The organism is Natronobacterium texcoconense (genome assembly GCF_900104065.1).
Taxonomy (GTDB): Archaea; Halobacteriota; Halobacteria; order Halobacteriales; family Natrialbaceae; genus Natronobacterium; species Natronobacterium texcoconense.
This window is the reverse complement of record NZ_FNLC01000001.1, coordinates 648,555-668,461: the sequence shown is the minus strand read 5'-3', so window position 1 is coordinate 668,461 and position 19,907 is coordinate 648,555. Positions and strand designations below refer to the sequence as shown.

15 protein-coding genes are annotated in these 19,907 nt (G+C 63.9%); 10 read left to right on the top strand and 5 right to left on the bottom strand.

Going from position 1 to position 19,907, the window contains the following annotated elements; all coding sequences use genetic code 11:
- Window positions 1-224: 224 nt before the first annotated feature.
- The 3 genes from BLR35_RS03450 to BLR35_RS03440 all read right to left on the bottom strand — a co-directional run bounded on the left by BLR35_RS03450 (window position 225) and on the right by BLR35_RS03440 (window position 5,237).
- A complete protein-coding gene (locus BLR35_RS03450) occupies window positions 225-1,262 on the bottom strand; it encodes a segregation/condensation protein A (protein ID WP_170830952.1) in 1,038 nt (345 codons plus the stop codon).
- Entirely contained in the window at window positions 1,255-4,839 is a 3,585-nt protein-coding gene (gene smc / locus BLR35_RS03445) for a chromosome segregation protein SMC (protein ID WP_090377406.1), read from the bottom strand. Before smc ends, BLR35_RS03450 begins: the two co-directional genes overlap by 8 nt.
- A gap of 65 nt (window positions 4,840-4,904) precedes the next feature.
- Window positions 4,905-5,237 carry a DUF7518 family protein gene (locus BLR35_RS03440; RefSeq protein WP_090377403.1) on the bottom strand — a complete coding sequence of 111 codons (333 nt, stop codon included), beginning with the start codon at window positions 5,235-5,237 and terminating at the stop codon, window positions 4,905-4,907.
- Window positions 5,238-5,409: 172 nt separating this feature from the next.
- Between BLR35_RS03440 and BLR35_RS03435 the strand changes: the two genes are divergently transcribed.
- Window positions 5,410-6,267 carry an SDR family NAD(P)-dependent oxidoreductase gene (locus BLR35_RS03435; RefSeq protein WP_090377401.1) on the top strand — a complete coding sequence of 286 codons (858 nt, stop codon included), beginning with the start codon at window positions 5,410-5,412 and terminating at the stop codon, window positions 6,265-6,267.
- A gap of 4 nt (window positions 6,268-6,271) precedes the next feature.
- Complete coding sequence (locus BLR35_RS03430) at window positions 6,272-8,290, top strand: AMP-binding protein (protein ID WP_090377398.1); 2,019 nt, start codon at window positions 6,272-6,274, stop codon at window positions 8,288-8,290.
- 42 nt (window positions 8,291-8,332) lie between these two features.
- On the opposite strand, the gene BLR35_RS03425 is transcribed toward BLR35_RS03430, so the two are convergent.
- The gene (locus BLR35_RS03425; protein ID WP_090377395.1) at window positions 8,333-9,187 is read right to left on the bottom strand and encodes a bacteriorhodopsin; all 855 of its coding nucleotides are present in this window, start codon (window positions 9,185-9,187) and stop codon (window positions 8,333-8,335) included.
- 145 nt (window positions 9,188-9,332) lie between these two features.
- Between BLR35_RS03425 and BLR35_RS03420 the strand changes: the two genes are divergently transcribed.
- A complete protein-coding gene (locus BLR35_RS03420) occupies window positions 9,333-10,061 on the top strand; it encodes an alanyl-tRNA editing protein (RefSeq protein WP_090377392.1) in 729 nt (242 codons plus the stop codon).
- 325 nt (window positions 10,062-10,386) lie between these two features.
- The gene (locus BLR35_RS03415) at window positions 10,387-12,141 is read left to right on the top strand and encodes an L-lactate permease (RefSeq protein WP_090377389.1); all 1,755 of its coding nucleotides are present in this window, start codon (window positions 10,387-10,389) and stop codon (window positions 12,139-12,141) included.
- 141 nt (window positions 12,142-12,282) lie between these two features.
- Here the strand turns inward: BLR35_RS03415 and BLR35_RS21075 are convergent, their stop codons facing one another.
- Complete coding sequence (locus tag BLR35_RS21075) at window positions 12,283-12,414, bottom strand: hypothetical protein (RefSeq protein WP_280139348.1); 132 nt, start codon at window positions 12,412-12,414, stop codon at window positions 12,283-12,285.
- 72 nt (window positions 12,415-12,486) lie between these two features.
- Here BLR35_RS21075 and gatB point away from each other — a divergent pair, with 72 nt between their 5' ends.
- The 6 genes from gatB (at window position 12,487) to BLR35_RS03375 (ending at window position 19,871) form a co-directional block, all read left to right on the top strand.
- Window positions 12,487-13,980 (top strand): Asp-tRNA(Asn)/Glu-tRNA(Gln) amidotransferase subunit GatB, encoded by a 1,494-nt coding sequence (gene gatB, locus BLR35_RS03410; protein ID WP_090377386.1) that lies wholly within the window; start codon window positions 12,487-12,489, stop codon window positions 13,978-13,980.
- 159 nt (window positions 13,981-14,139) lie between these two features.
- A complete protein-coding gene (locus BLR35_RS03405; protein ID WP_090377383.1) occupies window positions 14,140-15,885 on the top strand; it encodes a gamma-glutamyltransferase family protein in 1,746 nt (581 codons plus the stop codon).
- Between the two features lie 124 nt (window positions 15,886-16,009).
- On the top strand, window positions 16,010-17,008 hold the full coding sequence (locus BLR35_RS03400; protein WP_090377380.1) for an MBL fold metallo-hydrolase: 999 nt from the start codon (window positions 16,010-16,012) through the stop codon (window positions 17,006-17,008).
- 131 nt (window positions 17,009-17,139) lie between these two features.
- On the top strand, window positions 17,140-18,681 hold the full coding sequence (locus BLR35_RS20165; protein WP_139169228.1) for a hypothetical protein: 1,542 nt from the start codon (window positions 17,140-17,142) through the stop codon (window positions 18,679-18,681).
- 91 nt (window positions 18,682-18,772) lie between these two features.
- Window positions 18,773-19,198, top strand: a complete 426-nt coding sequence (locus BLR35_RS03380; RefSeq protein WP_090377368.1) for a GIY-YIG nuclease family protein — start codon at window positions 18,773-18,775, stop codon at window positions 19,196-19,198.
- A gap of 52 nt (window positions 19,199-19,250) precedes the next feature.
- Window positions 19,251-19,871 (top strand): peroxidase-related enzyme, encoded by a 621-nt coding sequence (locus BLR35_RS03375; RefSeq protein ID WP_090377365.1) that lies wholly within the window; start codon window positions 19,251-19,253, stop codon window positions 19,869-19,871.
- Window positions 19,872-19,907: the final 36 nt, after the last annotated feature.

Sequence of the window (19,907 nt, the reverse complement as noted above, 5' to 3'; positions counted from 1 at the left end):
TTAGAAGAGTACTACGGCACGTACGACCGACGTGTGGATCATGTACCACCGGCTACGAACCACTACTACATAAAAGTTCATGAAAGATACTGGCCGATAGGAGGAGGACGATCGAGCGGGTGCCGAGACCGCCCTGATCGGTGAAAACGGTCGAACTGGTCACGGTGGAGTTGCGGCTCCCCTGTTATCAGCCAGCTAGCAGTTCGTAAATCCCGTCACAACCGTCAGTCCGCGATCGCTTCTTCGGCCTCCGCCTCCACCGTCACCTGCTGGACCCAGAGGTCGTCGAACAGTTCGTCCTGCTCGAGGGTTACCCGGCCACGGTGGGCGAGAAAGAGCAACGCCAGGTAGGTCATTACGCGCGAGCCGCCGACCTGGTCGATCTCGGCGTACAGCACCTCGTCGCGTCCCTTCTCGTACTGGCTCTCGAGTGCGTCCTCGACGTCGTCGATGACGGTCTCGATGTCTTCCTCGTGGGTCGTGTGAGTGACGTCGTCGCTCGAGGGTTCGTCACCGGCGCGGCCACCGTCTTCTGCATGGTAGCTCAGTTCCTGAACGCCCCGGTTGTAGCCGCTCGGCGAGTCGCTCGTGTCGTAGCTCCGGGATTCCTTCCACCAGCTATCGCGTTCGGCGCTGCGGAGGTCCCGGACGAGTTCGTCGAGCGTCTCGGGTTTCCCACGGGCGTGCTTGCGCTCGAGGCGACGCTCCATCTCGGCCTCGAGGTTCTCGACGGGGTCGAACCCTGGTCCGGCATCGTCACCGTCGTCGACGGACGGGTCGTCGTCCGCGAAGGCTGCCTCCCAGGGTGGAAGCTCCTCCTCGTCGTCGGGGTCGTCCGAGGCGAACAGTTCGTCGCTTTTCATCCGCAGGAGGACGCTCGCGTAGAACAGCGCCCGGCCCGAGGTGCGGAGGTCGGCCTCGTCGAGGGCGTCGAGGAACCGGTCAGTGACGTGGACGATGTCGATGTCCCAGGGATCGATCTCGCCGTCTTTCGCGAGCTGGACGAGCAGTTCGACGGGTTCGACCTCGTCGTCGTCCGTCTCCTCGTCGAGGGCCTCGTCCTCGGAGAACTCGAGTACCGATTCTTCGGGACCGGGCTCATCCTCGTCGTCCGACTCGCCAGGTCGTTCGCGGTCCTCGTGACCGGCGATGTTCAGCGGGATGTCCTCCCCGCCGTCCGTGTAGAATTCGTCGCGGTCCACGGGCGAGTCACTTTGCTCTCCACCCGTCGTCTCTGGGTCCCCTCGTGACTCCCTAGTCACTGACCGGCACCTCCTCGGTCTCACTGTCGTCGCTCAGGTCGATGCCCGTCACCGCGCTGACGTTGTCCTGTTGCATCGTCACGCCGATCGCTCGCTCGGAGCGGTCGAGCATCGCCGAGCGATGCGAGACGACGACGAACTGGGCTTCGCCGGCCAGTTCCTCGACCATCTGGCCGATCCGCTCGGCGTTGACGGCGTCGAGGAAGGCGTCGACTTCGTCTAACGCGTAGAACGGTGCCGGGTTGTGTCGCTGGATCGCGAAGATGAAAGCGAGTGCGGTCAGGGACTTCTCCCCGCCGGACATCGCGTCGAGGCGCTGGATCGGCTTGTCTCCAGGCTGGGCCTTCATCGTCAGCCCGCCGTCGAACGGATCCTCCTCGTTCTCGAGGTGGAGCGAGCCGGTTCCCTCCGAGAGCCGTTCGAAGATCTCGGTGAACTGCTCGGCGATCGCCTCGTAGGAGTCCATGAACGTCTTTTTCTTCTGGGTCTCGTACTCCTCGATCCGGCTGCGGATCTCCTCGGCCTCCTCGACCAGCGTCGCCTTCCCGTCCTCGAGTTCGTCGAGATCTTCGCGGACCTCGTCGTACTCGTCGATCGCCAGCATGTTCACCGGCTCCATCGCCTCCATGTCGGCCTGCAGGAGGTCGATCATCTCGAGGACCGTCTCGTGGTCGGGGACGTCCTCGGGATCGTAGTCGCCAACCTCGGATTCCAAGCTCTCGATCTCCCACTCGAGTTCGTCGACGCGTTCGCGTTCGCCCTCGAGTTTGCTCTCGACCGTATCGACCCTGGACTGTTGCTCGTCGCGTTCTTTCCGAGCCTCGGCGAGGTCCTCTTTGAGTTCGCTGCGGTCCTCTTTGAGTTCGGCGAGTTCGGCCTCGAGCTCTTCGACCGCTTCGCGTTTCTCCTCGAGGGAGCCACGTTTCTCCGCGATCTGTTCTTCGTACTCCTCGATGCGCTCTTCGTGCTCGGCCTTCCGGTTCTGGGCGGTCTCGATGTCGTCGTGGAGATCCTCGATCGCGTCCTCGGCGTACTCCTTCTCGAGGCTCAGTTCGTTGAGTTTACCGTCGATCTCCGCGATCCGATCCTCGCGCTCGTCGATCTCGCCCTCGAGCTCCTCGATCTGTTCGGTCAGTTCCGGAATCTTCGAATCCTCGAGTTCGGTCTCGAGTTCCTCGATCTCGCCTTCGATCTCCTCGATCTCGTCGGTCTTCTCGTCGATCTCGGCCGCGATCTCGTTCATCCGTTCGTCGACGGATTCGCGTTCGTCCTCGAGGTCCTCGAGTTCGGTCTCGAGTTCCTCGATCTCGTTTTCGATAGACTCGCGGTCGTCTTCGAGACTCTCGATCTCGCTTTCGAGCGAGCGCACCTCGTCGGCCGCGTCGGTCTTGCGGTCGCGGGCGTCGTCGAGTCGCTCCTCGACGTCTCGGAGATCGTCACGAAGCGAGTTGCGTTCCTCCTGCAGTTCCGTGATCTGTTTTGCGACGCGCTCGAGTCGGCCCTCGCCGCTGTCGGTAAACGAGTACCGCGAGCCGCCGCCCGAACCGCCGGTCATCGCGCCACTCTTTTCGACCAGGTCGCCGTCCAGCGTGACCATCCGGTAGTCGCCCATGTACGAGCGAGCGGTTTCGATGTCCTCGACGACCAGCGTATCACCGAGTACGTACGAGAAGACGCCTTCGTACTGGTCGTCGAAGTCCACGAGGTTGTACGCGAAGCCGACGACGCCAGGGTCCGAGGGCTTGCTCGGAAGTCGCCGCTTGCTCATGTCCGTCAGCGGCAGGAAGGTCGCACGGCCGGCGTTGCGCGACTTGAGGTGTTCGATACACTGCTGGCCGACCACGTCGTCGTCGACGACGACGTTCGCCAGTCGGCCGCCTGCAGCGGTCTCACAGGCGACGGCGTACTCGCCCGGTACCGATCCCAGCTGGGCGACGGCACCGTGGACGCCGTTTATTCCCGAGTTGAGGATCGTCGTCACCGCACGACCGAAGGAGGAGTCGCCGCTCTCGTTCGCTTTAGCCTCGAGTTCGGCGTACTCCTGTTGTTTCGCCTGGATCTCGTCGTCGAGGTCGTCGACCTCGGACTGGATGCGACGCTTTTTCTCCGTCAGGTCGTCGACGACGTCCGCGATGTTCGCCCGATTCTTCTCGGCTTTCTCGAGTTCCCGCTCGAGGTCGCTCTTGTGGCTCTCGAGTTCGGGAATTTCTTCGCGTTTCTCCTCGATCGTCTCGGCTTTCTCGTCGATCGCGTTCGAGCGCCGGCGCGCTTCGTCTAGCAGGCGGTCCTGCTCGCGCTGGAGGTCGTTGCGTTCGGTTTTCGCGTCCTCCAGATCGGACTTGCGCTCGGCGAGTTCAGTCTTGAGTTCGTCGAACTCGGTGTCGACCGCCTCGATCTCGGCCTCGAGTTGCTCTTTTTCCCCCTCGCGTTCCTGGATCTCGGTCTTGATCGAGGCCTTCTCGAGTTTGTGCTCGCGCATCTCCTCCTCGAGTTCCTCGATCGTCTCCTGCTTGCGGTCGATCTGCACGAACGCCTCGCGCCGCTCGGATTCGGCCTCCTCGATCGTCTCCTCGCTGGCCTCGATCTTGTCCTCGAGACGCGAGATTTCGCCTTTGATCTCCTCGATCTCGCTTTTGATCCGGAGCTGTTCGTCCTCGCCCTTACGCTCGATTTCGGCGTTTAAATCCTCGAGATCCTCCTGGAGGCGAACGACGCGACCTTCGCGTTCGTCGAGTTCCCGCTGGAGGTCGGCGAGTTCGTCCTCGAGTTCCTCGACTTTCGCCTGGGTCGTCTCGAGTTCCTCGCGTTTCTCCTCGAGTTCGCTGGCTTTCTGGTAGCCCTCGTACTCCTCTTTCTCGCGGCGCAGCCGGCGATATCGCATGGCCTGGCGGCGCTCGTCTGCGAGCTGGTCGAGGCGGTCGCGTTTCTCCTCGATGCGGAGTTCGGCCTCGTCGATTCGTTCCTCGACGATCTCGAGTTCCTCGAAGGCGTCCTCTTTCTTGGCGTCGAACTCCGCGACGCCCGCGATTTCGTCGATGATCTCCCGGCGGGAGTGGGGAGTCATGTTGATGATCTCGGTAACGTCGCCCTGCATGACGACGTTGTACCCCTCCGGCGTGACGCCCGCCTGGGCCAGCAGTTCCTGGATGTCCGAGAGGTTGACCGACCGGTCGTTGAGATAGTAGTAGGAGTAGTAGTTGTCGTCGGTCTCCTTGACCCGACGTCGGATGCGGATCTCGTCGACGTCACCGACGTCCTCGCTCCCGGCGGCGTTGACGACCTGCGAGCGAGTGAGCGTGCCGTCGCTGTTGTCGAGGACGACCTCGACGGTCGCCTCGCGCGGACCGCTCGAACTCGAGCCGTCCTCGTGACCGGGGTTGTAGATGAGGTCGGTCAGTTTCTCGGCGCGAATCCCGCGAGTACGGGCCAGACCGAGTGCGAAGAGCACGGCGTCGATGATGTTCGACTTGCCGGAGCCGTTTGGACCGGTAACGACCGTGAAATCCTGATAGAACGGAATCTTCGTCTTCCGGCCGAAGCTCTTGAAATTGTCCAGAACGACTGCCTTGATGTACATTCTCTTCTCGAACCCTCCCTGGGAGCGACAGTGGACGGTCGATCGGGACGGCTCCCGATCGGTAGTTATGCAACGATAATGTCGTCGCTACCTGAGTCTTCCGCTTCGTCCCCAGTGTCCTCGGTTACGACCTCCGTGCTCGTCTCGGCCGACGTGTCCGTCTCGGTGACGTCCTCGAGATCGGTTTCCGCCGACGTCTCCGGCGTCTCCGACTCGTCCGTTCCGATCTGTCCCTCGGACCGGCGTTCCGGAACACGCGTCGGCGTCTCGGTGTCGAGTTCGGCTTCGAGGACGCGGATACGCTCTTTCGCCTCGATAAGCTCGTCCGTTAGACCCTCTACCGTCGACTCGAGTTCCGCTACTGTCGACTCGAGTTGCTCGACGCGGTTGTTCGACATATCTTCTAGGCCTTCTCCCTATCACATAAACGTACGTCAGACACAATTCATCCTACTGGTAGATTTTTGTGACAGTCTCGCTGGGAGATTGATTCGATCGGCTATATGAACGAAGTTGATATGTTAACACATGTGCTTTAACCTCCGCTACGCGTAGTACGTGAGTACACAGATGTCCGGACAACAGGTCACACCACCGTCGGTAGCGCGCGACGACATCCACACGATCGACGACGATTCATTCCACGCTGGCAACGTCTGTATCGTCACCGGCGGCGGATCGGGAATCGGACGAGCGACCGCGCTCGCGGCGGCCGGCAACGGCCTGACCGTCGCAGCGACCGATATCGACGAGACCGGCCTCGAGGGGACGATCGAACGTGGCGAGGAACTCGACCTCGAGGGCGAGATCGAGTCGATCGTGGCGGATTTGACGGTCGACGAAGACCTCGAGCGGATCGTCGAGGAAGCCGCACAGCTGGGTGATATCAAGTACCTCGCGAACGTCGCCGGGATGCAACACATCGACGAGATCGAGGACTTCCCGATGGAGACCTACGATCGGATGCACGAGATCATGCTTCGTGCGCCGCTGTACCTCTCGAAGCTCTGCATTCCGCACTTCCGGGAGACCGACGACGGCCGGGGTTGCGTCGGGAACATGGCCTCGGTTCACGGCCACTACGTCACCAGCGACAAGGTCGCCTACAACGTCTCGAAGTTCGGCCTGCGCGGGCTAACCCAGTCGATCGCCGCCGAAGGCGGGGGGAAGATCCGGTCGTTCTCGGTCAGCACCGGCTACGTGAAGACGCCGCTCGTGACGGCGCAACTCGAGGAGACGGCCGAACAGCGCGGCATCTCGGTCCAGGAGGTGATCGACGACGTGATGCTCGGCCAGTCCCGGGCTACGGAGATGATGGAGCCGATCGACGTCGCGAACCTGTTCCTGATCGGCTTCTCCGATCTGGGTAAACACCTCGCCGGTGGAGACCTATTGTTTGATGGGGGGATGACTCTAACCTACGAGTGAAACGATGACGGGGAACACCGCACTCGAGGACGTAGACGAGATCGTCCACGAACCGAGCGACGAGTTCGTGGAGTCGACGAACGTCTACGAGTTCATGCAGGCGTACGGCATCGACGACTACGAGGGACTCATCGAGCGGACGACGACCGACCTCGAGGGGGTCGAGGCGTCGGGCGTCGACTGGTTCTGGGACGAACTGGTCGACTACCTCGACATCGAGTTCTACGAGGAGCACGACGATGTCCGCGATAACAGCGAGGGGCCGCAGTTCACCGACTGGTACCCTGGCGCCGAACTCAACATCGCCCACAACACCCTCGACCGGCACGCCGCAGTCGACGAGGAACGCCGCAACAAGGTCGCGACCATCTGGGAGAGCGAGGACGGCGACGTCCGCGAGGTGACCTACCACGAACTCCACCGCCAGTCGAACAAGGTCGCGAACGCACTCGAGGAACGCAGCATCGGGACGGGCGACACGGTCGGGCTCTACATGCCGATGGTGCCCGAGGTCGTCTCGATCCTCTATGGCTGTTTCAAGGTGGGTGCGATCGCCGTTCCGATCTTCTCCGGGTTCGGCGTCGACGCCGCCGCAACCAGAATCGAGGACTCGGAGTGTTCGGTGCTGTTCACGGGCGACGGCTTCCTCCGACGAGACGACCCGATCTACCTCAAGGGGTCGGCCGACGACGCGATCGAACAGGCCGGCTACGTCGAGGAGACGATCGTCTTCGATCGGCTAGGGGCGAGCGACGAGGGCAGCGAACACGAGATTCCCTGGAACGACGACCGCGACGAGTGGTGGGCAGAGGCCGTCGAGACCCAGGACGACGAGTACGAGACGAAGTCACTGGACTCGAGCCAGGAGTCGATGCTCCTCTATTCCTCGGGGACGACGGGCAAGCCGAAAGGCATCGTCCACACCCACGCGGGCGTGCAGGTCCAGTGTGCCAAGGAACTGTACTTCGGCTTCGATCTGAAGCCCGCCGACCGGTTCTTCTGGGTCTCGGACATCGGCTGGATGATGGGCCCGTGGACGCTGATCGGGACTCACACCTTCGGCGGCACCGTCTTCATGTACGAGGGCGCGCCGGACCACCCCGAACCCGACCGGTTCTGGGAGATGATCGACCGGCACAAACTGACCCAGTTTGGCATCTCGCCGACCGCGATCCGCGCACTGCGCAAGCACGGGGACGAGTGGCTCGAGGGCCACGACCTCTCCTCCCTTCGGCTCCTTGGCTCGACCGGCGAACCCTGGGACCCCGAGTCCTGGCGGTGGTTCTACGAGAACGTCGGAGGCGGCGAAGCGCCGATCATCAACATCTCCGGCGGGACCGAGATCTGTGGCTGTTTCCTGATGCCGATGCCGACCGAACCCCTGAAACCCTGTACGCTCGGCGGGCCAGGACTCGGCATGGACATCGACGTCGTCGACCGCAGCGGCGAGTCGATCAAGGAAGATCACGAACGCGGCTACCTCGTCGCGAAGGACTCCTGCCCGTCGATGACGAAGTCGCTGTGGTCGGGCGACGAACGCTATCTGAACGAGTACTGGTCGACCTTCGAAGACATGTGGAACCACGGCGACTGGGCCCAGAAGGACGAGGACGGGTTCTGGTTCCTCCACGGCCGCGCCGACGACGCGCTCAACGTCGCCGGCCGCAAGGTCGGGCCCGCCGAGGTCGAAGGCGCGCTCATCGACCACGAGACCGTCAACCAGGCCGCCGCCATCGGCGCACCCGACGACACTACCGGTACCGCGGTCGTCACCTACGTCATCCTCGAGGACGGCCACGAGGAGAGCGACGACCTCCGCGAGGAACTGCGCGCCCAGGTCGGCGAGGAACTGGGCAAGCCGTTCCGTCCGCGCGAGGTGCTGTTCGTCGACGAGTTCCCCAAGACCCAGTCGGGCAAAATTATTCGCCGGGCCATCGAGGGCATCTACACCGGCGAAGAACTCGGCGACATGAGCAGCATCGAGAACCCCGAAGCGCTCGACGAGCTTAAAGAAGCACGATAGCCGACCGACTACGATTTTACACACTGGTTTACAGGGGCTGTCTCAGTCGTCCGCGGGCGCACCGACGCCTTTCAGCGTGGAACCGTAGTCGGCGCCGGCAGTGATCGTCTCCGGTTCGTCGACGACGTACAGCACGATCAACACGGTGACGATGTACTTGGTGATGACGTCCAGCACGCTGTAGCCCCAGGAGGTCATCCAGACCTCGAGCAGGGCGAACCCCTCGACGCCGAGCGCCCAGAGGATCGGGTAACCGAACCAGCCGACGACGGTGAGGAGCTTCAGCTTCGTGAACAGGTCCGAGGTGCCGGTCCGCTCGGCCTCGCGAGTCCAGTCGACCAGGATGACGTAGACGATCACCAGGAAGAACGTCGAACTGAGCACGAACCACCACCAGCGCATGAGGTACGACGAGGTGGTCAGCGCGGCCGCCAGGCCGGTGACGCACATCGCGATCGTCATCGCACAGGTGGTCCCGATCTTCGTCAGGTTCGAGCCGGCGATCATCCCGAGCACGATCAGGATGAACGGCGTGGAGAACGTCCAGGTGAGGTACCGACCCCACATCGTGAGAACCTCCTCGCCCGCGAGCGGGTGACCTGCGGGCATCTCGATGAAACTCAACGTCAGCCCCGACGCGAGCCCGGTGTAACTCGAGATCGAGACGACCGAGATCAGCATCGTCGCGACGACGATCAGTTTCGTGCGCGGATCGGTCACTCCTCGGGCCATCGCGACGATGAAGAGGATCGTCAGCCCTGCGAGGGCGATGTTCGCTACGAACGAGAGCGCGAGTAACGTGTCTTCGAATACGAACTCGAAGATTTCTCGCTGCGTCTCCGGTGCTTGCAGGACGATGTCCCGTGTAGTTGCTGCCAGTAATCCGGTCGGTTTCATGGCTACGTTGTCACGTTTGTGCCTGGGCGAAGTGAACGAGGTACCATACTGGTTAGGGCACAGCCGACGACTGCGAGTCGGTTGGTCGACGCCGTTCGGAGACCAGTAGCGTCTTTGCACCCTCGTACCAAACCGACTCGTACCCGTGACCGAGCTTCGATACCTTCCGGACGCCGACGACGTGACGACGTTTACGGCTACCGTCACCGAAACGAGCACGAACAGCGTGTTCCTCGACGGGACGTACTTCTATCCTGAGGGCGGCGGACAGCCGGCAGATCGGGGCGTCCTCGAGTGGAACGGCGGCGTTGCCGACGTGACGGACGTGAAGAAAGATCACGGCGAGGTTCGCCACGACGTCGACCTCCGGGAGGGGAAACTCCCACCCGAGGGAACGACAGTCGAGGGTCGAATCGACGAACGGCGTCGCCGGCGGCTGAGTCGGATGCACACCGCCCAGCACGTCGTCTCCCGCGTCGTGCTCGACGAGTACGACGCCGGCACCGCCGGGAATCAGATCCATCCAGACCGGTCGCGCATCGACTTCGAGCCCGCGTCGTTCGACGAGGACGATCTCGAGTACATCGAGCGTCGCACCAACGAGGCCATCGAGCGGGATTTCCCGGTCGTCAAGGAGAACCGGCCGCGAGCGACCGTCGAGGAGTCGGTCGACGAAGGGCGTGCGCTGCTCGATCTGATTCCCGACTCCGTGGATCCGCTTCGAGTCGTCGAGGTGGAGGAATTCGACATGTGTCCGTGCGGTGGCACGCACGTGTCCAGTCTGGGCGAAATCGGTCGCGTGGAGATCACCGATCACGCGTCGAAAGGCAAAGACACGGATCGAATCGAGTTCGAACTCGCGGACAGTGTGTAAACGATAGTCGACTTCGGCGGGAACTGCCGATCCGAAACTGACTCGCGACGTGTTCGCCGACTTGCGATAGCACGGACGCGACTGTTTTCCCTCGTCACCGTCGTCGCCTTCCTGCAACCGTGGGCAGCGCCGACCGGGTCGGTTCGAGCAGCGACGGTTCGGCTACGGACGTTTTCGAGTCGAAACATGGTTCTTTCCTTTAACTATCGAAATGCATATATACAATATCATGGTGCGTCGCGCCATGGGAGTGAAAGACAACCAAGGGGTAGTGGAACGAAGCACGTCTGCGAATCGACTACCGACCTCAGCGGGGGTGGTGTGAATGGCTAGTGTCGTCGAACTCGCGGCTGCGGCGCTCCCCCTCGTTCTCACCGCCGTTCTGATCGTCGGCCTGCTGTGGCCGGCGACACGGGCGATGCCGCTCGCGTGGATCGCAGCCCTGCTCGTCGGCTACCTCGTGTGGGCGAATCCGGTCGACTTCCTCGTCGGTGCCTCGATCGTCGGCGTGATGACGGCACTCGAGATCCTCTGGATCGTCTTCGGCGCACTCGTGTTGCTGTACACGCTGATGCAGGCCGGCGCGTTCGATCGGATAAACCGGGGCTTCGCGGCGGTCTCGGACGATCGGCGCGTCCAGATCGTCCTGCTGGCGTTTTTCCTCGCGACGTTCATCGAGGGGGCGGCCGGGTTCGGGACGCCGGCGGCCGTCGTCGCGCCGCTGTTGCTCGCGCTCGGGTTCCCGGCGCTCGCTGCGGTGATCGCGGCGCTGATCGGCCACATCATCGCCGTCACCTACGGCGCGGTCGGAACCCCGATCATCGTCGGGATCGAGACGCCGCTGAGCGACTACGAGGGCGTCATCACCGGTGAGAGTGGAATGACAGTTACGGAGTACTCGATGGAGGTCGCTGCCTGGGCCGCGACCTACCACTCGCTGGTCGGGTTCGTGATGCCGCTGTTCGCCGTCGGCATGGTCGTCTACTTCTTCAGCGAGGAGCGATCGATCAAACCGGCACTCGAGGTTGTGCCGCTGTGTCTGTTCGCCGGCATCGCGTTCGTGATCCCCTACTGGACGTCGGCGTGGTTCCTCACGGCCGAGTTCCCCGCGCTCATCGGTTCGATGGTCGGCGGGGCGGTGACGGTCGCCGCGTTGCGGGCCGGCTATTTCCTCCCCGAGAGCGAGTGGGAGTTCCCACCCCGCGAGGAGTGGCCGCGACACTGGGTCGGGACGATCGAACCCGGCAGCGACGGGGAGATCAACGCACACGGCACCGGCGATCGGTCGTCGATGTCGCTGGTTCGTGCCTGGTCCCCGTACGTCTTCCTCGTCGTCTTGCTGGTCATCACGCGAGTTTCCGACCAGATCAGTGAGTTTCTGGTCGAAGGCCTGCTGATCCCGATCGAAACTAACCTCGGCGAGTTCACCGTCGGCTTCGTGCTCGCCTGGGACGAAATTCTGGGGTACGAGGCACTCGAGGCGGGCATCGAGTGGGTCAACGTTCCCGGCTTCTGGCTGCTCGTGAGCGCGCTCGTCGCCATCCCGATTTTCGGAATGAGCGGCCAGCAGGTGAAAGCCGCCTGGCGCGAAGCCGGTGAGAAGATCGTCTCGCCGTTTATCGCGCTCGTGTTCGTCATCGCGATGGTCCAGGTGATGATCAACGCCGGATCGTATCCGGGTGCGACACTCGAGGAGAGCATGATCGAGGTGCTGGCGATCGCGACGGCCGACGTCACCGGCGCTGCGTATCCGACCATCGCGGCCCTGATCGGCGGCCTCGGCGCCGCGATGACCGGCTCGAACACCGTCTCGAACATCACGTTCAGCGGGTTCCAGTTCACGGCCGCACAGGAACTGGGACTGCCGACCCAGATCATCGTCGGTGCGCAGGCCGTCGGCGGCGCGATGGGGAACCTCGTTGCGATTCACAACATCGTCGCCGCGCTCGCGACCGTCGGTCTGGTCGGACAGGAGGGCCGGGTGATCCGGCTGAACCTGATTCCGCTCGCCTACTACGCGATTGGCGTCGGTATCGTCGCAACGATATTCAGCTACGTGGCCTTCACCGGGGTCTTCTAGGAACCACAGGTTACGTGATTCGAAGGGCGAAACGCTCGAGATCGCTACGAAAACCCGTCCGTTGAGCGAACGCTTTGCTTTCGCGATGCTCGAGAGAGGTTTGCTCTCTCATGATGTTCCGGAAGAGGCGCTTCGTTCGACTCACCGTCGCCCATCTTCCCGGATGCCGGCAACCCCTTTCAGCCCCACCTCTGTCGGCTGACCGGTCATGCCACCCTGGGTGGGACTGAAAGGGGCTTTCGTGGTGGTCACACCGATACTCTCGAGCGTCATTTACAGCCTCCGACGTCGGACCACGACCGCGTCCCGTTACGTTTTACCCCGCCCGGCCCGAATCGTGGCTCAATGACTGCCCAGACCGTCCAGCAGGGCGACCTCGTGACCGTCATCGGCCTCGAGGTCCACGTCCAGCTGGAGACCGACACGAAGATCTTCTGTGGCTGTTCGACCGAGCCGACCGACGAACCGAACGAGAACGTCTGCCCGGTCTGTCTCGGCCTGCCCGGTGCCCTTCCCGTCCTCAACGAGGGCGCAGTCGAGGCGGCCGTCAAGATCGGCAAGGCGATCGACGCCGACATTCCCGAGGAGACGCGGTTCCACCGGAAGAACTACTACTACCCCGACCTCCCGAAGAACTTCCAGATCACCCAGTACGACGAACCGATCTGTCAGGAGGGCGAACTCGAGGTCTCCGTCGAAGGCGACCGACGCACCGTCACGATCGAACGCGCCCACCTGGAGGAAGACCCCGGTAGCCTCCAGCACGTCGGCGGCGGTGGCGGTATCGATTCCGCCGAGTACACGCTCGTCAACTACAACCGCGCCGGCACGCCGCTGATGGAGATCGTCACCGCACCGGACTTCCGCAGCCCCGACGAGGTGCGAGCCTTCCTCGCGGAACTCGAGGAAGTGCTCGAGTACCTGGGCGTCTTCGAGGCCGAACGCGACGGCAGCCTGCGTATCGACGCCAACCTCTCGATCATCCCCGAGGAAGATATCGAGAGCGACGACGTCACCGAGATCGGTGAAGAAGCACTCGAGAGCGCGAACCGGACGGAGGTCAAGAACATCTCGAGTCACAAGGGCGCTCAGAAGGCCCTCGCGTACGAGGAGACGCGCCAGAAGAACGCCATCCAGCGCGGTCGGGCGGTCGAGCAGGAGACCCGCCACTGGGACGAGTCCCGCGGGATCACGGTCTCGATGCGCTCGAAGGAAGAGGAGAAGGACTACCGCTACTTCGAGGAGGCCGACCTCCCGCCGCTGCAGGTCTCGGGCTGGAAAGAAGAGATCGCGATTCCGGAACTCCCGCGTGCCCGTCGCGAGCGGTTCCAGGAAGAGTACGGCCTGAGCGAGGAGGCGGCCTCGAAGCTGACCTCGACCAAGCAGGTCGCGGACTTCTACGAGGACGTCGCCAGCGAGTTCGACCCCGACCTCGCGGCGACGTGGGTCGCGGACAACCTGCTGGGCGAACTCAACTACCGCGACATGGAGATCACCGAACTCGAGGGCCGACTCGAGGAGGTCACCCGCCTCGTGGAACTCGTCGCGGAAGACGAGATCACGGCGAAAAACGCCCGTGAGACGGTCCTGCGGTCGATGCTCGACGACGGCAAGGGGCCAGACGAGATCGTCGAGGAGGAAGACCTGGGCAAGACCGACGAGGGCGAGGTCGAGGAAGCCGTCCTCGAGGCGATCGACGAGAACCCCGACGCCGTCTCCGACTACGAGTCGGGCGACGACGGCGCGATCAACTTCCTCGTCGGCCAGGTGATGCAAAAGACCGGCGGCAGTGCAGATCCGGGCGACGTGAACCAGTTGCTGCGGGCGGAACTCGAATAGTAGAGGGATTTCGCCTAGCCTCCGCGTCACTTTCTGATTACTGCTGCACTACGTTTCGGCCATACGAACGCTCTCGTTCGACGAGACCGATCGTCACCGGAGAGACCACCTACAAACGCACCCCCAACCACTTTCCTCTCGCTTTCCGTCCGTCCCCCAATGGTCCCGACGCTCGATCGACGGGAGTTTCTCCTCGGCAGCGGTGGAATCGGAGTTGCGGCCGTAACTGGCGACGTTCGTCCGGAAGCGAACGCGACTCGAGCGGACGACCCGAGCGACGACGCCGTCGCCGTCGTCTCGCAACACGGCCTCGCGACCGACGCGGGCCTCGAGATCCTCGAGCAGGGTGGCACGGCCGCCGACGCCGCGGTCGCGGTCGCCTGTACGCTGTCGGTGGTCGAACCCTGGTTCTCCTCGGCGCTGGGTGGCGGTACCTGGGCGCTGTACTACGAGGCCGAGTCGGAGGAGGTGACGAGCGTCGACGGCGTGGGTCCCGTCGGCTCCGATGCAACGGTAGCAGACTACGAGGACCGCGCCGGCGACTACGGAATGCACCAGTCGGTCGTGCCGGGTGCCTGGGACGGCTGGATGCTGTGGCTCGAGGAGTACGGCGAACTCGACCTCGAGGCGGTCCTTTCCCCGGCGATAACGATCGCACGGGAGGGGTATCCCGCCAGTCCGGGAATGGTAGACTGGCTCGAGCGCCGGGTCGATCGGATCGAGGAGCGGACTGACGCGGCCGAGATCTACATGCCCGACGGCGAACTCGTCGAGGAGGGCGAGACGGTCTCCCAGCAGGACATGGCCGACACGTTCGAGGCGCTGGCCGACGCCTACGACGACGAACGTGACGAGGGACGAAGCGAGGCGATTCAGGCCGCCAGGGACTACTTCTACCGTGGTTCGATCGCCGAGGACATCGTCGAGTTCTCCGACGAACAGGACGGCTACCTCACGCTCCCGGACTTCGAGGAGTTCGAGGCCGAGATCGTCGATCCGGTCTCGATCGAGTACGACGAGGGTCTCGAGGTGTACCAGAACCCGCCGAACAGCCAGGGGATCACGCAGTTGCTCGCGCTGAACGTCCTCAAAGAGTACGACCTCGAGGGGATCGACCCCGACAGCGCCGACGCCGTCCACGTCCAGGCGGAGGCGATCAAACTCGCGTTCGCGGATCGATATCACCACGTCGGCGATCCGGACCGGGTCGACGTCCCAGTCGCTGACCTGCTGGACGAGGAGTACGCGGCGGAGCAACGCGACCGGATCGAGATGGACGAAGCGATGGAGTGGCCGATCGACTCCGGCCTTGAAGAGACCGACGCCGACCACACAACGACCTTCCACGTCGTCGATGCCGACGGGAACGGGGCCGCAGTGACCACCAGCCTCGGCGCGCAGTTCCAGGTGATCGGCGACACCGGGATCCACCTCAACAACCGGATGCGGATGCTCGCGCTCGAGGAGGACGATCCCAACCGACTGACGCCTGGCTACAAGGTCCGGCACACCTCGAATCCCTATCTGGCGACCCGCGACGGCGATCCCTACGTGCTGGGCGGCAACACCGGCGTCGACACGCAACCGCAGGGACAGACCCAGCAGTTCGTCACCGTCGCCGAGTTCGGTCTCGGTGCCCAGGAAGCGATCGACAGCCCTCGCTTCGAGACGACCGCGTTCCCGTCGACGCAGTACCCCTACGACGTCGGCAACACTCTCGAGATGGAACGCGAATTCCCGGACGAGGTCGTCGACGAACTCGAGCAGCGAGGCCACGACGTCGACGTCGGCGGGTCGTACGGGACGGCGAATATGATCGTCGTCGGCGAGGACGGCACCCTCGAGGTCGGCGCGGAGTCGCGGAGCGAGGTGGCCGACGGAAGCGTGGTGCAACTGGACGACTGACGCGACTTCGTCCGTGACCAGCGATACGGCCGGGGTTACCGTCGGTCGCCGACGCGGACTCACGGCTACCGTCGTATCGGTCCGAGATCCCGTGAGTTAATATCGTCAGGCCACTGGCTGTCACATGGACCGTATCACGTTGGGCAACGACGAGTTCGAGGGGCGCAACAACGCCTACGTGCTCGAGGACGACGACGCGCTCGCGCTGGTGGACACCGGAGTCGCGATGGCGGACGTGCGATCGGACCTCGAGGAAGGACTCGCCGACCGCGGCTACGAGTTCGCGGACGTCGACGATATCGTTCTCACCCACTACCACGTCGACCACGCCGGCCTCGCGGGCGAGATCCAGGCAGAGAGCGGCGCCACCGTCTACGTCCACGAGGCCGACGTCCCGCTGGTCGAGCAGGATCCCGACGCGTTCGAGGCACGCGAACGCCGACACCGTGAGTTCCTCGAGCAGTGGGGCGTCCCCGAGGACGCCAGGGAGGAGCTGTTCTCCTTCCTCGACCTCTTCGAGGAGATCGAAGGCGAACCCGTCGACGCCACGCCGATCGCGGACGGCGACGCCCTCGAGGTCGGCGGCCGAACCCTCGAGGCGGTACACGCACCCGGTCACGCTGCGGGCCTGTGCTGTTTCGAGATCGACGACGGCGACGAGGCGTTCGTTGGCGACGCCGTCCTCCCTGTCTACACGCCGAACGTCGGGGGTGCGGACGTCCGGGTCGATCGCCCACTCGAAAAGTACCTCAAGACGCTACGGACCATCGCCGACCGTGACTACGACCGGGTCTGGCCGGGCCACCGCGCCCCGATCGAGGAACCGACCGACCGTGCCCTGACGATCCTCGAGCACCACCGCGAGCGCACGGCGAAGATCCTCGACGTCCTCGAGGAGCACGGACCGGCCGATCCCTGGACCGTCAGCGCCCGCCTGTTCGGTGACCTCGAGGGAATCCACGTCATCCACGGCCCCGGTGAAGCGTACGCCCATCTGGATCACCTGTACCACGAGGGTGTCGTCGGATGCGAGGACGACGAGTACTGTCTTCGAACGAAGCCAGCGGACGTCGACCTCGAGAGCCTATTTCCGACTGCGACGTGGCCTGAAACGGCAGAGTAACGAACGTACTGTTTTCGGTTCGGCGGGGCTGCAAGCGAACGCACGCTCTGGATTTAACCCCTCGTTCGGTCTAGGTCGTGTCGCCGACGACAACCGACGGTCGACGTAAGCGCGTCGAACACTATCCTACTATGAGAGACCACAACGACGACCGACGGGACGACCGAGGGCGAGAGCGAGCAACTGACTACGAAGCACACGACGACCGGCGTCGCGAGAGCAGTCAGCAGCAGGAAGGTGGCTGGAATCAGCCGGGCGACGGCTACGATAGAGGTGGCCACGAACGGCCACAGGGTGGCCACGACGAGCGACGACATCGATCCGGAGATCGAGGGGGGCAACCCCCCAGAGACTATCAGGAAGGTGGCCGCGGTCGATCGGGAGGCAGCCGTTCCCAGCAGGATCGCTCCGGATTCGAAACCGACGCTCGAGACGCGAACCTCGAGTACGGCGGCGAGGCACGACACGACGACCGAAGTGAGATCGGGCGCGACGATCGACGAGGACAGCAGATGCGTAGCGAACGCGGTCAGCGAGGGCGAGAGAGTCACCAGCAGGGCAGACAGACCCAGCAGCAGGGTGGACAGGAGCGCCGCCAGCAGAGTGGCCAGGGTCGACGTCAACAGGGCGGACAGAGCCGACGTCAACAGGGTGGACAGGAGCGCCGCCAGCAGAGCGAGCAAGGGAGAGAGCAATACGGCGGCGAGAGGCGGGGAGAGCAGCGACACAGTCAGGCTCCGGGTCAGCCCCAGCACAGGCAGCGTGGCGGGCAAGAACAGGGTCGAGGGCGAGAGTTCGACACCGGCGGCCGGGAGCAACAGTCACTGCAGAGCGGAGGCAGTCGCCGCGAGGATCCAGGTCGCGGTCGGCGACAGTCTCGAGGCGGCCAGCGACGGGACCAGGATGACCAACGGCAGGGCCGGCGCATGGAAGACGAGCGGTCCGGCGGCCGACAGCAGGGCGGACCTCGCCGGCGAGGACAGCGGGGCAGACAGACGGACACTGAGAGATCTCAGGGCGAGTACCGACAGCAAGGAGACGAGCGTCACGGCATGCAACAGCGACGGCCGCGCGGCGAGGTCGAACAGCAGGACCGCCACGAGAACCGTCCGCGACAGGGCCAGTCCCAGGGTGGTCGCCACCAGCGAAGTCAGGGCTTCCCGGACGAACGACGCGGCCAGGGCCGGCGGGAGGAGTCCACCCAGCGAGACAATAAGAGTCGAGCGCGTCGAGCCGACGACAGGGACGACGACCGGGGAGGGAAAGAGTACGCTCGCGGCCGAGACGATCACTACCGCGACCGGCGAACCCACCGACAGCAGGCCCAGAGCGAACAGGGCGGACGACACGGTCGCAGTGGCAACCATGGCGGACAGGGTGGCCGAACCGAGAGTCGCCGGGACCGCCCCGGTCGAATGGATACCGACCAGTTCGAATCCGATCGATCGGAGGGCGGCCACGGCGAAGACACCCAGTCCGGCGGCGGCCTCGAGTACCGTCAGCGAGGCCAGCGGGCAGAACAGGGCCACTGGACCGGCGACTCCGGCCACGAGTCGAGCGGTGACCGCGACCAACGACGGGGTAGTGGCTCCGACGACGACATGAGTAATCGGCGACACGTCCACGACCGGCCGCCGGGTACCGAGGACGATAGAGAGCACGACGACTCCTGACGGTCCAGGTCGGTATTTCATCGGCCGCGGCTGGCGGACCGTCTCCGATCGCAACCGTCGCCGTTTTGACGCGCCCACGCCCGCTTCCGATATGGGCGGTACCTACGTTCTCGTCGTCGACGTGAGTCGCAGTTCGACTATCGAGGTCGGCGCACTCGGTGAACGCGAGTTCGCCGCCGGAACCTACGCCTACGTCGGCAGTGCGTTCGGTCCGGGTGGGTTCGCCCGCGTCGATCGCCACCGGGAACTCGCACGCGGCGACCGCGACGCCAGACACTGGCACGTCGATTACCTGCTCGGCCATCCGGCGACGACCCTCGAGACCGTTGTCCGGTTCCCCGACGAGGACCGCGAGTGCGAACTGGCTGGCCGACTCCCCGGTGAGCCGGTCGACACGTTCGGAGCATCGGACTGTGACTGTTCGGCCCATCTGCTCGAGACGCCGGACGGTGACGCCGATGCACTGCTCGAGGGGGCCCGGGAAGCGGGCGGCGTTCTCGAGTCCGATCTCCTCTAAATCTCGAGTACGTTTCGCTGCCAATTATTACCGGGAACGAAAAACGAGGTGTATGGGAAACGCCGACGACGATTCCGGCGCGGATGAACCGGTCGTGCAGCCAGCACTCGAGGACGACGCGATGACTCGCTTTCCCGCCCCCGACTTCGAAACACTCCCCGAGGACCTCCAGGAGCGGATCGCGGACGAGACCGAGGACGCAGGATTCACGCCGAACGTGTTCTCGGCGTTCGCGTACAAACCGTCGCACTTCCGGGCGTTCTTCCAGTACCACGACGCTCTGGTCGAGGACACCGCGCTCGAGCGCGAGGAGGTCGAGATGATCGTCGTCGCGGTTTCGGGTGTCAACCACTGTTACTACTGTAACGTCGCTCACGGTGCGCTCGCTCGGATCTACGCAGACGCGCCAAAACTGGCGGACCAGCTTGTCGCGAACTACCGGACCGCGGACGTCAACGACGCCCACCGGACGATGCTGGACGTCGCGGTGAAACTCACTGAACGACCGACGGAAATCGAGGAGGAAGACCTCGAGAAACTGCGCGAGGCCGGCTTCAGCGAGGAAGCGATCTGGGACATCGCCGCGGTGACGGCCTTCTTCAACCTGAGCAACCGGATGGCGATGTTCGCGGACATGCGACCGAACGACGAGTTCCACACGATCGGTCGATAGACGCCACCGACCGCGGAAAAGCCACGAACGGCCGAA

Excerpts from the sequence above, each read along its gene's own strand:
- smc (WP_090377406.1), bottom strand. The coding sequence starts at position 4,839 with ATGTACATCAAGGCAGTCGTTCTGGACAATTTCAAGAGCTTCGGCCGG.
- BLR35_RS03415 (WP_090377389.1), top strand. The coding sequence starts at position 10,387 with ATGGCTAGTGTCGTCGAACTCGCGGCTGCGGCGCTCCCCCTCGTTCTC.
- BLR35_RS03405 (WP_090377383.1), top strand. The coding sequence starts at position 14,140 with ATGGTCCCGACGCTCGATCGACGGGAGTTTCTCCTCGGCAGCGGTGGA.
- BLR35_RS03380 (WP_090377368.1), top strand. The coding sequence starts at position 18,773 with ATGGGCGGTACCTACGTTCTCGTCGTCGACGTGAGTCGCAGTTCGACT.
- BLR35_RS03435 (WP_090377401.1), top strand. The coding sequence starts at position 5,410 with ATGTCCGGACAACAGGTCACACCACCGTCGGTAGCGCGCGACGACATC.
- BLR35_RS03430 (WP_090377398.1), top strand. The coding sequence starts at position 6,272 with ATGACGGGGAACACCGCACTCGAGGACGTAGACGAGATCGTCCACGAA.
- BLR35_RS03440 (WP_090377403.1), bottom strand. The coding sequence starts at position 5,237 with ATGTCGAACAACCGCGTCGAGCAACTCGAGTCGACAGTAGCGGAACTC.
- BLR35_RS03425 (WP_090377395.1), bottom strand. The coding sequence starts at position 9,187 with ATGAAACCGACCGGATTACTGGCAGCAACTACACGGGACATCGTCCTG.
- BLR35_RS03400 (WP_090377380.1), top strand. The coding sequence starts at position 16,010 with ATGGACCGTATCACGTTGGGCAACGACGAGTTCGAGGGGCGCAACAAC.
- BLR35_RS20165 (WP_139169228.1), top strand. The coding sequence starts at position 17,140 with ATGAGAGACCACAACGACGACCGACGGGACGACCGAGGGCGAGAGCGA.
- BLR35_RS21075 (WP_280139348.1), bottom strand. The coding sequence starts at position 12,414 with ATGACGCTCGAGAGTATCGGTGTGACCACCACGAAAGCCCCTTTCAGT.
- BLR35_RS03375 (WP_090377365.1), top strand. The coding sequence starts at position 19,251 with ATGGGAAACGCCGACGACGATTCCGGCGCGGATGAACCGGTCGTGCAG.
- gatB (WP_090377386.1), top strand. The coding sequence starts at position 12,487 with ATGACTGCCCAGACCGTCCAGCAGGGCGACCTCGTGACCGTCATCGGC.